Below are 15,255 nucleotides of genomic sequence, written 5' to 3'. Positions count from 1 at the left end.
ACTGAGGAGCTTCATGACCAGCGCCTTCGGGCCCGGTGGTCCCGGGTCCGGCCCGTTCGACGACTTCCTCGCCCGCTTCCTGGGCGGTGCCTCCCCGCGGGGCGTCCAACGGATCGACATCACCCAGCTCATGACCGAGCCGGCGCGCCAGCTCGTCGGCGCCGCGGCCCAGCAGGCCGCCGAGCGGGGCAACGCGGACCTCGACGCGTGGCACCTGCTGCACGTCGTCACGCAGGTCCCCCCGCTGCGCCAGCTGCTGTCCGGCGCCGGGGCCGACCCCGACGCGCTGCAGCGCACCGCCGACGAGCAGCTGCCCCGCGGCGAGGCCCGCACGGAGCCGCCGTCGCTCACCCCGACGGCCAAGCGCACGCTGCTCGACGCGCACCAGATCAGCCGTGCCCTCGGCTCGAGCTACATCGGCCCGGAGCACATCGTGCTGGCGCTCGCCGCCAACAACGACAGCCCCGTCGGCCGTGCGCTCGGCGCCCAGGGCGTCACCCCGCAGTCGCTGCAGCGTTCCGCCGCCACCGGTGGCCAGCGCCCGAGCGGCGGCGGCCAGGGCGGCGCCGGCGGCCAGGGCGGCGACAGTGACACCCCCACCGTCGACCAGTTCGGCGTCGACCTGACCGCCAAGGCGCGGGCGGGCGAGCTGGACCCGGTCGTCGGCCGCGAGGACGAGGTCGACCAGACCATGGAGGTCCTCTCGCGGCGCACCAAGAACAACCCCGTGCTCATCGGCGAGGCGGGCGTCGGCAAGACCGCGGTGGTCGAGGGCATCGCCCAGCGCATCGTTGCCGGCGACGTCCCCGAGCAGCTCGAGGGCAAGCGGATCGTCCAGCTCGACCTCACCGGCATGGTGGCCGGCACGCGCTACCGCGGTGACTTCGAGGAGCGGATGACCAAGCTGGTCGCCGAGGTGCGCGAGCACTCCGACGAGCTCATCGTCTTCATCGACGAGCTGCACACCATGGTCGGCGCGGGCGGCTCGTCCGAGGGCGGCATGGACGCCGGCAACATCCTCAAGCCGGCCCTGGCCCGCGGCGAGCTGCACATCGTCGGCGCGACCACGCTCGACGAGTACCGCCAGTCCATCGAGAAGGACGCGGCGCTCGAGCGTCGATTCCAACCGGTGATGGTGCCCGAGCCGTCGGTCGACGACACGATCGCGATCCTGCACGGGCTGCGCGACCGGTACGAGGCGCACCACCAGGTGCGGTTCACCGACGAGGCGCTGACGGCGGCCGCCGAGCTGTCCGAGCGCTACGTCACCGACCGGTTCCTGCCCGACAAGGCCATCGACCTCGTCGACCAGGCCGGCGCGCGCAAGCGGCTGCGGTCCAAGGGCCCGCACACCGACTCGCGCGAGCTGGAGCGCAAGCTCGAGTCGCTGCAGCGCGACAAGGACCAGGCCGTCGCCGACGAGGACTACGAGCGCGCCGGCGCCCTGCGCGACGAGATCGCGGAGGCGCAGACGCAGCTCGAGCAGGCCCGCACCGATCGCCGGTCGGACCAGCCGGGCGTGCTCGAGGTCGGCGTCGAGGACATCGCCGAGATCGTCTCGCGCTCGACCGGCATCCCGGTCAGCCAGCTCACCGAGACCGAGCGGGACCGCCTGCTCAAGCTCGAGGAGGAGCTGCACGAGCGGGTCGTCGGCCAGGACGACGCGGTCGCCGCGGTCGCCGAGGCCGTGCGCCGCTCGCGGGCCGGTCTGGGTGACCCCGACCGCCCGATCGGCAGCTTCCTGTTCCTCGGCCCGACCGGCGTCGGCAAGACCGAGCTGGCCAAGGCCCTGGCGGCGCAGATGTTCGGCGACGAGGACCGCATGGTCCGCGTCGACATGAGCGAGTACTCCGAGCGGCACACCGTCTCGCGGCTCGTCGGATCGCCCCCCGGCTACGTCGGGTACGGCGAGGCCGGCCAGCTCACCGAGGAGATCCGCCGCCGGCCGTACTCGGTGGTGCTGCTCGACGAGATGGAGAAGGCCCACCCCGACGTCTTCAACACGCTGCTGCAGGTGCTGGACGACGGGCGGCTGACCGACTCGCAGGGCCGCACGGTCGACTTCCGCAACACGGTGCTGATCATGACCAGCAACGTGGGCTCAGAGCTGATCACCACGAACACGCAGGCCCTCGGGTTCGCGCCGTCGAGCGTCGACCCGTCGCAGTCCCTGCAGGAGCGGCTCATGCCGCGGTTGCGGGAGTCGTTCCGGCCGGAGTTCCTCAACCGGATCGACGAGGTCATCGTGTTCAAGCGCCTCGACGCCGCGCAGCTGCGCCGGATCACCGACCTGCTGCTCGACGAGACGCGCGAGCGCCTCGCCACGCAGGACATCGGCATCGCGGTCACCGAGGCCGCCGTCGACCACCTGGCCGAGCTGGGCTTCCAGCCCGAGTTCGGGGCCCGGCCACTGCGCCGGACCATCCAGCGCCAGGTCGGCAACCGGCTCTCGTCGATGCTGCTCGGCGGCGAGCTGCACGGCGGGCAGACGGTGACGGTCGACGTCGCCGACGGCGAGCTGACGTTCGCCGTCGACAGCCCGGCCGCCGCGGTGGCCACCGGCTGACCGGCCCGCAGTACTGAGCGAAGGGCACCTTCGATCGGGTAGACCGATCGGAGGTGCCCTTCGCTCGTGTCGGGGTACCCGTCCGCCGGCATCCCGTCGCGAAGGAGGACCCCGTGAGCGCGTCCGTGGGCGACCGCATCCGCATGCACGCGAACCACACCGACGTCCCCGACCGGACCGGCACCGTCGTCGAGGTGCTCGGCGAGGACGGGCCGCCGTACCGCGTCCGCTTCGACTCGGGCGAGGAGACGCTCGTGACCCCGGGCCCGGACGCGACGTTCGAGTCGGGATCGATCACCGACAAGGTCGGGCTGGCCGCCGAGCAGGCGGGCGAGAAGGCCGCCGAGGTCGCGGGCGCCGCGAAGGAGCAGGCCGAGGGCGCCGCCGGTGCCGCCGCCCGCGTCGTGTCGGGGCTCGCCGACGACGTGGCCAAGCGCTTCGAGCGCTGACCTAGAGTGGCCGCCGTGAGCGAGCCCTGGGGACAGCCACCGCCCCCCGTCGAGCACCATCATCACCACCACGAGGACGACGACGGCATCCTCGAGGAGCTGTTCGACGACGACGGGCACCGGGGTCACGCGAGCCACCGCCCGCAGCACGCGTCGCTGCTGCGCGACCAGGTGCGCACCCGCTACGGGCGGGGCATCGCGGTCGGCGACCTGCTGGCGTGGCTGGACTACCGGGTCAACGAGCTGCACGCCGCCCTGCTCGAGGGCGAGCGCCACCCGTCGCGCGTCCCCGGGTCGCCGGTGCGCATGTCGGGGCTCGACGCCGTGCTCAACACCGACGCCACCGCCTTCCGGACGCTGACCGAGCTCAGCGCGCGGATGGACCGCATCGAGGAGAAGCTCGACCGGCTGCTGGAGCGCTGATTCAGCCCTCGATCGCCAGCGGCTTGCGCGACACCGACACCCCGCCGAGCAGGGCGACCCCGACGACGCGCACGCGGGGCCCGGACGTGCCGCGGGGCACGCCGGCGCCGTTCTCGAACGCGCCCAGGAGCCCGACACCGCCGTCGGTGACGCGGGTGTCCGGATCGACCACCACCTCGATGCCACCCATGATCGCCACGGCCCGGACCGTGACCTCGGCGCCCGCCGGGATGCCGCGCAGGTCGATCTCGATGCCACCCATGACCGCGACGGCGGCGATCTCCAGGCCGGCGTCGTCGATGCGCGCGTCGCGGAACGACAGGTCGGCGCCGCCCCAGAACGCGACCACGCTGTGGGTGTGGCCCGGCGTCCACTCACCGCGCTTCTGCGCGCCCGAGAGCACGGCCACCGACCAGGTCGTGGCCGGCCGCTCGATGTGCCCCAGCGGGCGGTGTGCTGGCGCCGCGGCGGGGGCCGCGGGCGTGGCCGTCCCCGTCGGGCCCAGGTCCGCGGTGACCGGCTCGAGGTCGCGGACGAAGCGCGCCGCGTAGACCTCGCGCAGGCGCTCGTCGCCCTCGACGAGGGTCAGGCGCCCGTCGGACACCGCCGTGCGCACGACCTCGGCCACTCGCTCCCGGTCGGCGTCCGACGCGCGCATCGGCGGCGGCGTCATCGGCGCGACGGGCGCGGTCGGCGGCCGTGACGGCTCGTTGGCGCCCTGCTCGTCGGGCGGGGTCTCGTCCGGCCCCGGGTGGCTCATGGCCCGGAGGATAGGCGGACGCCGGGGGCGACGGGAGCCGACGGCGCGGCGGGCACCGCCACGGTGACCCGCGTGTCGCCCGGCACGCTGGTGATCTCCAGCCGGCCGCCGTGCTCGGCGACGACGGCGGCCACGATCGCGAGGCCCAGGCCGGTGCTGCCCGTGGTGCGCGCCCGCCCGGCGTCACCGCGGGCGAAGCGCTCGGTGACGTGCGGCAGCAGGTCGGCGGGGATGCCCGGGCCGTCGTCGGCGACCTCGAGGCGCACGCCGTCGGGCCCGCCGCGCAGCCGCACGGTGACCCCTGTTCCCGGCGGCGCGTGGGTGCGGGCGTTGCCGAGCAGGTTCGCCACCACCTGGTGCAGGCGCTCCGGGTCGCCGACGACCTCGAGCGCCGCCGGCTCCTCGTCCTCGGCATCGGGCAGGTCCAGGGCCCACCGGTGGTCCGGGGCGGCGGCGTGCGCGTCGGTGACGGCGTCGACGACGACGCGGGCGAGGTCGACGGGCTCGCGGGCGAGCGGCCGGCCGGCGTCGAGGCGGGCGAGCAGCAGCAGGTCCTCGACCAGCGCCGACATCCGCTCGGTCTGCGCCCCCATGCGGTCGAGCAGGCCCGCCACCTCGTCGGGCACGTCGCCGCCCCGGCGCACCGCGAGCTCGTGGTAGCCGCGGATCGCGGCCAGCGGGGTCCGCAGCTCGTGGCTCGCGTCGGCCACGAAGCGCCGCACCCGGGTCTCGCTCTCCTGGCGCGCGGCGAGCGCGGCGGCGACGTGGCCGAGCATCCGGTTGAGCGCCGCCCCGACCCGCCCGACCTCGGAGCGGTCGTCGGCGTCGGCCTCGGGCACGCGGTCGGCCAGCTCCACCTCGCCCGACGACAGCGGCAGCTCCGAGACCCGCCGCGCGGTCGCGGACACGCGGTGCAGCGGGCGCAGGGTGCGCCGCGTCAGGAACGCCGCGGCCACGCCGGCGAGCACGACGCCGACCCCGAAGATCGCCGCCTCGCGCGCCACGAGCTCGTCGACGGTGTTCTCCAGGGCCGCCGTGGACAGGCCCACGACGACCACCGTGCCGTCCGGGCGCGCGACGGCGGCGGCGCGGTAGGGACCGAGGCCCTCGAGCTCGACGGTGTCGGGCGGCCCGCCCGGCGCCACCGCGATGGCCGGCGCGGCCTGGTCGGCGGGGAGGGCGCGGCTGGTGCCGCCCCGGCCGATCAGGACGGCGCGGACGACGCGGCCGTCGTCGACGACGACCTCGAGGGTGTCGGCCGGCCGCTCGGGTCCCCCGCCGACGAAGCCGCCGCCGGCGTCGGGCGGGGGCGGGCGGCGGTCCGGGTCGCCGGGGGGCGGGTCCGCGCGGAAGCGCACGATCTCGCCGACCTGCTGGTCGAGCTGGCGGTAGAGGTAGCCGCGCAGCGAGAGCGCCGCGCCGGCACCGACCACGCCGCTGACGAGCGTCAGCAGCAGCACCGTGGTCACCACCAGCCGGCTCTGCAGCGACGGCGCCCAGGACCGCACGGTCACGCCGGCTTCAGCACGTAGCCGGCGCCGCGGACCGTGTGGATCATCGGCGTCCGCCCCGCGTCGATCTTCTTGCGCAGGTAGGAGATGTAGAGCTCGACGATGTTCGACTGGCCGCCGAAGTCGTAGTTCCAGACCCGGTCGAGGATCTGGGCCTTCGACAGCACCCGGCGCGGGTTGCGCATGAGGAAGCGCAGCAGCTCGAACTCGGTGGCCGTCAGCTCGACGGGCTCGCCGCCGCGGGCGACCTCGTGGCTGTCCTCGTCGAGGGTCAGGTCGCCGACCGCGAGCGTCGCGTCGCCGCGCACCGCCGTCGCCACCGCCGCGCGCCGCAGCAGGCCGCGCAGGCGGGCGACGACCTCCTCGAGGCTGAACGGCTTGGTCACGTAGTCGTCGCCGCCGGCGGTGATGCCCGCGACCCGGTCCTCGACGGCGTCGCGGGCTGTCAGGAACAGCACCGGGACGTCGGGGCGCTCAGCGCGCAGCCGGCGCAGCACCTCGAACCCGTCGATGTCGGGGAGCATCACGTCGAGGACGACGACGTCCGGGCGGAACTCGCGTCCCTGGCGCACCGCGCCCAGCCCGTCGGCGGCGCTGCGGACGTCCCAGCCCTCGTAGCGCAGGGCCATCGCGAGGAGCTCGGCGAGCGTGGGCTCGTCGTCGACCACCAGCGCCCGCACCGGGGTGCCGTCGGGACGCCGCAGGTCGGAGCGGCTGGCTGCGTTCACGCGCCTCAGCGTGACAGCCGCCGGTCGGCGCCCGCTGGGTGCTCGCTGTGTACCAGCTGTGCGCCGCGAACACGTCCGGCGACGGACGGTCGGCATCCGCGGAGCCCCGTGAGCCGTTTGTTGGGGTGGGGGCACGGCGTTCGCCGGCGGCCCGCCACCGGGACGGAGCGGCGACGTGGACGAGGCGGGTGCGGTGGTGTCGCGCCGCACGCTGCTCGGCGGCGCTGCGGCGCTCACCGGGGCGGCGGTGGTCCTGGGCGCGCCGTGGGTGCGCGCGGCCGACGCCGCGGCGCCCGCGACCCCCTACCCCTTCGCGCTCGGCGTCGCGTCCGGCGACCCGACGCCCGACGGCGTGGTGCTGTGGACGCGGCTCGCGCCCGACCCCGTCGCCCCCGACGGCCACGGCGGCATGCCGGCTCGGCCGGTGCTCGTGGGGTGGGAGGTCGCCGCGGACGCGGAGTTCCGGCGCCCGGTCGCGCGCGGCAGCGTCGTCGCCCGGCCGGAGGACGCCCACGCCGTGCACGTCGAGGTCGCGGGCCTGCGCGCCGGCGCCGAGCACTTCTACCGGTTCCGCGCCGGCGCCGAGACCAGCCCGGTCGGGCGGACCCGCACCGCCCCGCCGCCCGGCGCCCCGCTCGGCCTCCTCGCGTTCGCCGTCGCGAGCTGCCAGAACCGGCCCGACGGGTACTACAACGCCTACGCCGCCATGGCCCGCGACGACCTCGACCTCGTCGTCTTCCTCGGCGACTACATCTACGAGGGCCCCGGCGAGGGCACGCTCGGGCGCGGGCACCTGCCCGTCACCGAGGCGTCGTCGCTGACCGACTACCGCGTGCGCCACGCCCAGTACCGCACCGACCCGGACCTGCAGGCCGCGCACGCCGCCGCCGCCTGGGCGGTGACGCTCGACGACCACGACGTGGAGAACAACTGGGCCGGCGACGTCTCGCAGGTCGACGGCGAGCCCGACGGCGACCCGGCCGTGTTCCGCGCCCGGCGCGCCGACGCCTACCGCGCGTTCTGGGAGCACATGCCGCTGCGGCGGGCCCAGCGCCCGGTGGGCCCCGACATGGCGATGCACCGCCGCCTGACCTTCGGCGACCTGCTCGACGTGCACCTGCTGGACACCCGCCGCCACCGCAGCGACCAGGACCCCGCCCACCCCGCCGACCCGGCGCGCACCCTGCTCGGCGCCGAGCAGCGCGCCTGGCTGTGGCAGGGGCTCGCGACGCCGCGGGCGCGCTGGACCACGCTCGCCCAGCAGGTGTTCTTCTCGCCCCGTGACCTCGCGCCCGGACCGGGGACGGCCATCGAGGAGGACTCCTGGGACGACTACGCCGTCGAGCGCGACGCCCTGCGCGACCACCTCGTCGCCGCCCGCACGCCCAACCCGGTGATCCTCACCGGCGACGTCCACGCCCACCACGCCTGCGACGTGCCCGCCGACTCGCGCGACCCCACCTCGCGGCCGGTGGCCACCGAGTTCGTGACCACCTCGATCAGCTCCGGCGGCGACGGCGCGCCCCAGGGCCCCGGCGACGCCGCGCTGCTCGCCGAGAACCCCCACATCCACCTCGTCGACCGGCGCCGCGGCTACGTGCGCCACACCGTGACGCCCCGCGCGTGGCGCGCGGACTTCCGGGTCGTGGCCGCGGTGAGCACCCCGGGGGTCCCCGCGTCCACCGCCGCGAGCGTCGTCGTCGCGGACGGCGGGGGCGGGCTGCAGGCCGACGGCGTGTGAGGGCGGTTACGGCTGCACGGCCGATCCGCGGGTAACCCGTCGGGACCAACCCCCGATGATCGCGAGGTCCGCCTGTGAAGGTCACCGTCTTCGGGGGCACCGGCAAGATCGGCCTGCACCTCGTGCGCCGTCTCCTCGCCGTCGGCCACGACGTCACCGCCCTGGTGCGCTCGCCCGAGAAGATGACCATCACCGACGACCGCCTCGAGCTGGTCGTCGCCGAGCTCGACGACACCGACGCGGTCCGCGACGCGATCGACGGCGCGGACGCGGTCATCAGCGCGCTCGGCCCGGCCATCGACCCGTTCCTGCGCAGCGGCCCGCTCACCGAGGCGACGCGGACGATCGTCGCCGCGATGCACGAGTCCGGCGTCCGGCGGATCGTCGCCCTGGCCACCGTCAGCGTTCCCGACCCCCGCGACCGACCGGGCCTCGTCGACCGCCTCGTGCCCGTAGCCATCGGACTGCTCATCCCGGGTGCGCTGCGCGAGGTGCAGGGCATGAGCGAGGTCGTCGCCACCTCGGGCCTGGACTGGACGATCGCCCGGATCACGGCGCCGATCGACATCCCCACCCACGGCACCCTGCGCGTCGGCTTCCTGGGCCGCGACCGCGTCGGCAGCCCCATGGCGCGTACCGACATCGCGGCGTTCCTCGTCGACCAGCTCGTCGACGACCGCTACGTCGGCGCGGCGCCGGCGATCAGCAACTAGGACTCATCGGGTTCCTCGGCCGCGGCCCGGGGCACCACCCGCTCCTCGAGCCGCGCCCACGTCGCGCTCCACTCGGCGAGCGGGACGAGCAGGCGCTGCAGCACCTGCAGCTGCTCGTCGAACGCGGTGAGCTGGCTCTGCATGGCGCCGACGGCGTCGCGCTGGGCCTGCAGCGCCGACCGGATCGCGCCGAGCTGCGCCGCCGACATCGCGCCGGGGTGCGTCGCCACCTCCGGGAGCGCGGGCATCTCGCCCAGCGGGTTCACCGCCCCGGCGGCCCGGACGACGTTCTCCGCGGCCCCGCGCAGCCCGGACACGACACTCGACAGGTACCCCTCGTCGCCGCCCGACGCCGGCCCCGATGCCTCGCTCATGGTGCGGGAGTACCCGCTCGCTCGAGGAACGCGTCGAGGATCCGGTCGGCGGCCAACGCCGGCGTCAGCTCCCCGGCCTGGACCTCCCGCTCGAGCTCGGAGCGCATGCCCTTGACCTCCGGGTGGTCCTTGAGCCGGCCGAGCAGACGGTCGCGCACCATCTGCCAGGTCCAGTCGACCTGCTGGCGGGCGCGCTTCTCGGCCAGGCCGCCCCCGTCGTCGAGGTGCTCCTGGTGGCGCACGAGCGCCGACCAGACGTCGTCGAGGCCGGTGCGCTCGGCGGCGCTGCAGGTCAGCACCGGGACCTTCCAGGTCTCGCGGCCCTCGCCGTCTTCTTGGCGACGCAGCATCGCCAGCGCCTGCTCCAGCTCACGCGCCGCCCGCTTGGCCTCGCGGGCGTGCGGGCCGTCGGCCTTGTTCACCGCGATGACGTCGGCGATCTCGAGGATGCCGCGCTTGATGCCCTGCAGCGAGTCGCCGGTGCGGGCCAGGGTGAGGAAGAGGAACGAGTCGACCATCTGCGCGACCGTCGTCTCGGACTGCCCGACGCCCACCGTCTCGACGATGACGACGTCGTAGCCCGCCGCCTCCATCACGACCATCGTCTCGCGCGTCGCCTTCGCGACCCCGCCGAGCGTCCCCGCGGTGGGCGACGGGCGAATGAAGGCGTCGTCGTCGGTGGCCAGCTCGTTCATCCGGGTCTTGTCGCCGAGGATCGAGCCGCCGGAGCGGGTGGAGCTGGGGTCGACCGCGAGGACCGCGACCTTGCTGCCCTGCGCCGTCAGCGTCGAGCCGAGCGCGCCGATGAACGTCGACTTCCCGACGCCGGGCACCCCGGAGATGCCGATCCGCCGGGCACCGCCGGCGTGGGGCAGCAGCTCGACGAGCAGCTCCTGCGCGGCCTCGCGGTGGTCGGGGCGCGTGGACTCGACGAGCGTGATCCCCCGCCCGATCCAGAGCCGCGAGCCGGACCGGACGCCGTCGACGTACTTCTCGAGGTCGATCACCGGATCTCCCGTCTCACGCGTCCGCACGCAGTACCGCCACCGAGTACGCCTCGAGGCGCCGGTCGGCCGTGACCAGCGTCAACCCCTCGTGACGTGCCTGTGCCACCAGCATCCGGTCGAACGGGTCGCGGTGGTGGAGGGGGAGGTCGGCGACGGCCCGGGCGTGCTCCTCACGGATGGGCAGGACGTCGAAGCCGCGTTCCCGCGCGGCGTACGCCAGGTCCTCGTCGAGGACCAGCTTCCCGGTCGCCTGTTTGATCACTGCCTCCCAGAGCGAGACGACCGAGACGACCACGGTGTTCGCCGCATCCTCGAGTGCCTGCCTCGCGGGCGCTGCGAGCAGCGAGGAGCTCCCCACGGACCAGATGAGCGCCTGGGTGTCGAGGAGGAGCCTCACGGCTCGTGGCCCTCGGCGCCGGCCGAGCCGTGGAACAGGTCGGCGATCTCCTCGTCCCCGTCGGACCAGTGGCCCGTGTAGAAGATCTTTTCTTCGAGCCCGCCGAGCCGTCGCGGCTCCTGCTGGGCGCTCCGCTGCGACGGCACCAACCGCGCCACCGGCCGCCCGTTGCGGGCGATGACGATCTCTTCGCCCGCTTCGACGCGTTCGAGCAGCTTCGAGAGCTGCGTCTTCGCCTCGTAGACGTTCACCTGGTCGGCCACGTCCCCAGCCTATCTGGTCAGACCTGGTCAAGTCAGGCCGAGCCGTGCCCCAGCCGCTCGGACAGCGTCTCGAGCAGCTGGGTCGCCGCCTCCGCGATCACCGTGCCCGGCCCGAAGATCGCCGCCGCGCCCTTGGCCAGCAGCTCCTCGTGGTCGCCGGGCGGGATGACGCCGCCGGCGACGATGAGGATCTCCTCGGCACCGGCGTCCTTGAGCTCGTCGCGCAGCGCGGGGACCAGGCTCAGGTGGCCGGCCGCCAGCGACGAGACGCCGACGACGTGCACGTCGGACTCGACGGCCTGGCGCGCGACCTCGGCGGGCGTCTGGAACAGCGGGCCCACGTCGACGTCGAAGCCGAGGTCGGCGAACGCGGTGGCGATGACCTTCTGCCCGCGGTCGTGGCCGTCCTGGCCCATCTTGGCGACGAGGATGCGCGGGCGGCGGCCCTCGGCGTCCTCGAAGGCCTGCGCGGCCTGCCGGGCCGCCTCGACCGCGGAGTTCTCGCCCACCTCGTCACGGTAGACGCCGGAGATCGTCCGGACGTCCGAGCGGTGCCGCCCGTAGACCTCCTCGAGCGCGTCGGAAATCTCGCCGACGCTGGCCTTGGCGCGCGCGGCGTCGATGGCGAGCTTGAGCAGGTTGCCGTCGAGGCCGCGCTCGCGGGTGCCCTCGGACGCGGCGCGGGCGGCGTTCGTCAGCTGCTCCAGGGCGCTGCGGACGGCCTCGCCGTCGCGGTCGTCGCGCAGCTGCTTGAGCCGCTCCACCTGCTGGCGGAGCACGTCGGCGTTGTCGACCTTGAGGACGTCGACGTCCTCGCCCGCGGTCAGCGGGTACTTGTTGACGCCGATCAGCGGCTGGCGTCCCGAGTCGATGCGCGCCTGGGTGCGCGCGGCGGCCTCCTCGATGCGCATCTTCGGCAGGCCCTCGTCGATCGCCTGCGCCATGCCGCCGGTCGACTCGACCTCTTCGATGTGCGCCCACGCGCGCCCGGCGAGCTCGCGGGTGAGGCGCTCGACGTAGGCCGAGCCGCCCCAGGGGTCGACGGTGCGCGTGGTGCCCGACTCCTGCTGGAGCAGCAGCTGGGTGTTGCGCGCGATGCGGGCGGAGAAGTCGGTGGGCAGGGCCAGCGCCTCGTCGAGGGCGTTGGTGTGCAGCGACTGGGTGTGCCCCTGGGTGGCGGCCATCGCCTCGACGCAGGTGCGGACGACGTTGTTGTAGACGTCCTGCGCGGTCAGCGACCAGCCGGAGGTCTGGCTGTGCGTGCGCAGGGAGAGCGACTTCGGGTTCTGCGCGCCGAACGACGCCACGAGCTTCGCCCACAGCAGCCGCGCGGCCCGGAGCTTGGCGATCTCCATGAAGTAGTTCATGCCGATGCCCCAGAAGAAGGACAGCCGCGGGGCGAACTCGTCAACCGTCAGACCGGAGTCTCGACCCGCCCGCAGGTACTCGACGCCGTCGGCCAGCGTGTACGCCAGCTCCAGGTCGGCCGAGGCCCCGGCCTCCTGGATGTGGTAGCCGGAGATGGAGATCGAGTTGAACTTCGGCATCTTCTCCGAGGTGTAGCTGAAGATGTCCGAGATGATCTGCATCGACGGCTTCGGCGGGTAGATGTAGGTGTTGCGGACCATGAACTCCTTGAGGATGTCGTTCTGGATGGTCCCGGCCAGCTGCTCCGGCGCCACCCCCTGCTCCTCGGCGGCGGCGACGTAGAGCGCCATCACCGGGAGCACGGCCCCGTTCATGGTCATCGACACCGACATGCGGTCCAGCGGGATGCCGTCGAAGAGCTGGCGCATGTCGAGGATCGAGTCGATCGACACCCCGGCCATCCCGACGTCGCCCGACACCCGCGGGTTGTCGGAGTCGTAGCCGCGGTGCGTGGGCAGGTCGAACGCGACCGACAGGCCCTTCTGCCCGGCGGCGAGGTTGCGCCGGTAGAACGCGTTGGACTCCGCGGCCGTGGAGAAGCCGGCGTACTGGCGCACGGTCCACGGCTGCGTCACGTACATCGTCGGGTAGGGCCCGCGCAGGAACGGCGTGATGCCCGGGTAGGTGCGCAGGAAGTCGAGGCCCTCGAGGTCGGCCTCGGTGTAGAGCGGCTTGACCCCGATGCCCTCCGGGGTCTCCCAGACGAGGTCCTCGGCGCCCTTGCCGGTCGCCTCCTCGAGCGCGGTCTCCCAGTCGCCCGACGGGCCCGCGGGCGTGCCGAGCTCGACGTCGGTGAAGTCGGGGATGCTCATCGGACCTCCAGCGCTTCCAGGGTGTCCTGCAGGACGGCGGCGGCGTCGCACCCGGCGTACAGGGTGCCGTCGACGCCCTCGACGTCCTTCTTCCCCGCCAGCAGGATGCGGGTGGCCCCCGCCTCGCGCAGGGCGGCCGCGACGTCCGCGGCGTGCTGGTCGTAGACCTTGTCCGACGACGCGATCACCGCCACCGGTGTGCCGGCCTCGCGGAACGCGGTCGCGATCTCCTGCGGGTCGGTGCCGCCGGGGCCGTCGGTGGTGGCGACGCCGCCGGCGTGGAACAGGTTCGTGGTGAACGAGGCGCGGGCGGTGTACTCGGCGAGCTCGCCGAGCGTGGCGAGGAAGACCGTCGGGCGGGTGGCGGCGGCGTCGGCGCGGTCGCGGAGGTGCTCGAAGACCTCGGCGTAGCGCCGCCGTGGCAGACCGCCCTCGTGCGGGGTGTCCGGGGCGGGCTCGCGGCGCGGCAGGTCCTCGTGCAGGTTCGGGAACTCGCTGACGCCGGTGATGGGGTCCTTCCGGCGGGCGATGCGGGCGGCCCGCTGCTCCCAGGTCGCGTCGAGGCGGGCGGCGAGGCTGCCCCTATCGGCGTGCTGTGTTGTATCGAGGGCCGCGACGATGCCGCCGTCGCGCTCGATGCGGGTGAACTCGTCCCACGCCTTCCGGGCCAGCGCGTCGGTCAGCGACTCGACGTACCAGGAGCCGCCGGCGGGGTCGATGACGTGCGCGAGGTGCGACTCCTCGAGCAGCAGCGCCTGGGTGTTGCGCGCCAGGCGCCGTGCGGCGTCGTCCGGGCGGCCCAGCTCGCTGTCGAACGGGAGGACGGTGACCGCCTCGGCTCCCCCGAGGCCCGCGCCGACCGTGGCGACGGTGGTGCGCAGCATGTTCACCCACGGGTCGCGGCGCGTGATCATCGCGGGGCTCGTGACGGCGTGCTGGTGCATGGCGCGGGCGGGCTCGCCGGCACCGGAGACGTCGCCGATGCGGTCCCAGCACCGGCGCGCGGCGCGGAGCTTGGCGAGCGTGGCGAACTGGTCGGCGGTCGCGGCGAGGCGAAACTCGATCCTCTGGAACGCCTGGTCGGTGTCGAGGCCCGCGTCGGTGAGCAGGCGCAGCGCGTGCACCCCGGCGGCCAGCGCGGCGCCGAGCTCCTGGGCGTCGCTGCCGCCGGCGCGGTGGTAGGGCAGGCCGTCCGCGACGACGGTCCGCAGCTGGGGGTGGCTGGCGGCGGCCTGCTTCGCGTGGTCGACGAGGGCGGTGCGGTAGGCGTCGTCGAGCGGAGCACCGCCCTGCGTGCGGTCGAGCAGGGGGTCGTAGCCGAGGCTGCCGCCGATCGCACCGGGGCCGTTCTCCTCGGCGAACCGCAGCAGCGCGGCGGCCGCGGCGGGGGTGTCGCGGGCGGCGTCGAGGGCGATGGGGGCGAGGTCGACGAAGACGCCCTCGAGCAGGCGCGGCAGCGCGTCGACCGGCGGGCCGCCGGCGTCGCCGAGCACCAGCCAGAGTGACGAGACCCCGTTCTCCAGCTCGGCCATGAGGACGTCGTGGGCCTCGGCGACGTCGGCGTCGGGCGGGAAGGCGTGGCGCTGGCGCACCAGCCAGCCCTCCGCGACCTGCCCCTCCGCGCGCGCGCCCCGCACGAACGGCGGCAGCCCCGGCACCCCGGTGGCGACGTCCGGCGCGTCCTCGGCGGCGTAGAGCCCGGCGATCGTGATGCCGTCGTCGGTGACCGTGGCCAGCGCGGCCTCGGCCTCCTCGGGGGAGACCTCGCGCCCGGACTTCGCCAGCACCCCGGCGACGAGCTCGCGCCACTGCGCGCGCGTGGGGTCGTCGAACTGCGCGGCGAGGGTCAGGTCCTCGGGGCTCTCGTCGAGCTGTGAGGTCATGCGCGGGATCGTAGGACCGTCAGGCCCGACCGGTTCTCCTCCGTGCGACAGGCCACCTTTGCGCTGCGCGCTCGTGAGTGCTTGACCGTGCCAGAACACGGGCAAGCGCTCACAACTGCGGGCGGTCAAGCCTCGTCGAAGATCAGCAGGACCTGGTGGTCGATGTCGATCTCCACGAGGTGCGTGAGGGCCTGCTGATC

General features: G+C 74.4%; 14 protein-coding genes. 5 read left to right on the top strand and 9 right to left on the bottom strand.

Going from position 1 to position 15,255, the window contains the following annotated elements; all coding sequences use genetic code 11:
• The first annotated feature begins 13 nt into the window (after positions 1-13).
• The 3 genes from ACQPX6_RS04385 (at position 14) to ACQPX6_RS04375 (ending at position 3,438) form a co-directional block, all read left to right on the top strand.
• A complete protein-coding gene (locus ACQPX6_RS04385) occupies positions 14-2,566 on the top strand; it encodes an ATP-dependent Clp protease ATP-binding subunit (protein WP_433785712.1) in 2,553 nt (850 codons plus the stop codon).
• A gap of 113 nt (positions 2,567-2,679) precedes the next feature.
• The gene (locus ACQPX6_RS04380; RefSeq protein ID WP_433785711.1) at positions 2,680-3,015 is read left to right on the top strand and encodes a DUF1918 domain-containing protein; all 336 of its coding nucleotides are present in this window, start codon (positions 2,680-2,682) and stop codon (positions 3,013-3,015) included.
• Positions 3,016-3,030: 15 nt separating this feature from the next.
• Positions 3,031-3,438, top strand: a complete 408-nt coding sequence (locus tag ACQPX6_RS04375) for a hypothetical protein (protein WP_433785710.1) — start codon at positions 3,031-3,033, stop codon at positions 3,436-3,438.
• 1 nt (position 3,439) lies between these two features.
• Here ACQPX6_RS04375 and ACQPX6_RS04370 read toward each other — a convergent pair whose 3' ends face one another.
• The 3 genes from ACQPX6_RS04370 to ACQPX6_RS04360 are packed head-to-tail and all read right to left on the bottom strand — an operon-like array spanning position 3,440 to position 6,437.
• Positions 3,440-4,198: a DUF1707 SHOCT-like domain-containing protein gene (locus ACQPX6_RS04370; protein WP_433785709.1), complete on the bottom strand. Its 759-nt coding sequence runs from the start codon at positions 4,196-4,198 to the stop codon at positions 3,440-3,442.
• Positions 4,195-5,712, bottom strand: a complete 1,518-nt coding sequence (locus ACQPX6_RS04365) for an ATP-binding protein (RefSeq protein WP_433785708.1) — start codon at positions 5,710-5,712, stop codon at positions 4,195-4,197. The genes ACQPX6_RS04370 and ACQPX6_RS04365 overlap by 4 nt, the downstream gene beginning before the upstream one ends.
• Positions 5,709-6,437 (bottom strand): response regulator transcription factor, encoded by a 729-nt coding sequence (locus tag ACQPX6_RS04360; RefSeq protein ID WP_433785707.1) that lies wholly within the window; start codon positions 6,435-6,437, stop codon positions 5,709-5,711. The genes ACQPX6_RS04365 and ACQPX6_RS04360 overlap by 4 nt, the downstream gene beginning before the upstream one ends.
• Before the next feature lie 175 nt (positions 6,438-6,612).
• Here ACQPX6_RS04360 and ACQPX6_RS04355 point away from each other — a divergent pair, with 175 nt between their 5' ends.
• Entirely contained in the window at positions 6,613-8,178 is a 1,566-nt protein-coding gene (locus ACQPX6_RS04355) for an alkaline phosphatase D family protein (protein WP_433785706.1), read from the top strand.
• Between the two features lie 74 nt (positions 8,179-8,252).
• On the top strand, positions 8,253-8,891 hold the full coding sequence (locus ACQPX6_RS04350) for an NAD(P)-dependent oxidoreductase (RefSeq protein ID WP_433785705.1): 639 nt from the start codon (positions 8,253-8,255) through the stop codon (positions 8,889-8,891).
• Here the strand turns inward: ACQPX6_RS04350 and ACQPX6_RS04345 are convergent.
• Genes ACQPX6_RS04345 through ACQPX6_RS04320 form a run of 6 tightly spaced genes read right to left on the bottom strand, consistent with a single transcriptional unit; the run spans position 8,888 to position 15,055 of the window.
• Positions 8,888-9,265: a hypothetical protein gene (locus ACQPX6_RS04345; RefSeq protein ID WP_433785704.1), complete on the bottom strand. Its 378-nt coding sequence runs from the start codon at positions 9,263-9,265 to the stop codon at positions 8,888-8,890. The two genes, ACQPX6_RS04350 and ACQPX6_RS04345, sit on opposite strands and share 4 nt — an antisense overlap.
• The gene (gene meaB, locus ACQPX6_RS04340; protein WP_433785703.1) at positions 9,262-10,272 is read right to left on the bottom strand and encodes a methylmalonyl Co-A mutase-associated GTPase MeaB; all 1,011 of its coding nucleotides are present in this window, start codon (positions 10,270-10,272) and stop codon (positions 9,262-9,264) included. The genes ACQPX6_RS04345 and meaB overlap by 4 nt, the downstream gene beginning before the upstream one ends.
• A 13-nt stretch (positions 10,273-10,285) precedes the next feature.
• Positions 10,286-10,669, bottom strand: coding sequence for a type II toxin-antitoxin system VapC family toxin (locus ACQPX6_RS04335; RefSeq protein WP_433785700.1), 384 nt, complete (start codon positions 10,667-10,669; stop codon positions 10,286-10,288).
• Positions 10,666-10,932 carry a type II toxin-antitoxin system Phd/YefM family antitoxin gene (locus tag ACQPX6_RS04330; RefSeq protein ID WP_433785699.1) on the bottom strand — a complete coding sequence of 89 codons (267 nt, stop codon included), beginning with the start codon at positions 10,930-10,932 and terminating at the stop codon, positions 10,666-10,668. The genes ACQPX6_RS04335 and ACQPX6_RS04330 overlap by 4 nt, the downstream gene beginning before the upstream one ends.
• Positions 10,933-10,964: 32 nt before the next feature.
• A complete protein-coding gene (scpA, locus tag ACQPX6_RS04325; protein WP_433785697.1) occupies positions 10,965-13,172 on the bottom strand; it encodes a methylmalonyl-CoA mutase in 2,208 nt (735 codons plus the stop codon).
• Complete coding sequence (locus tag ACQPX6_RS04320; RefSeq protein WP_433785696.1) at positions 13,169-15,055, bottom strand: methylmalonyl-CoA mutase family protein; 1,887 nt, start codon at positions 15,053-15,055, stop codon at positions 13,169-13,171. The genes scpA and ACQPX6_RS04320 overlap by 4 nt, the downstream gene beginning before the upstream one ends.
• Positions 15,056-15,255 lie beyond the last annotated feature (200 nt).

This window comes from Actinomycetospora sp. CA-101289 (assembly GCF_050955895.1).
Taxonomy (GTDB): Bacteria; Actinomycetota; Actinomycetes; order Mycobacteriales; family Pseudonocardiaceae; genus Actinomycetospora.
This window is presented reverse-complemented; position numbering and strand designations above follow the sequence as displayed.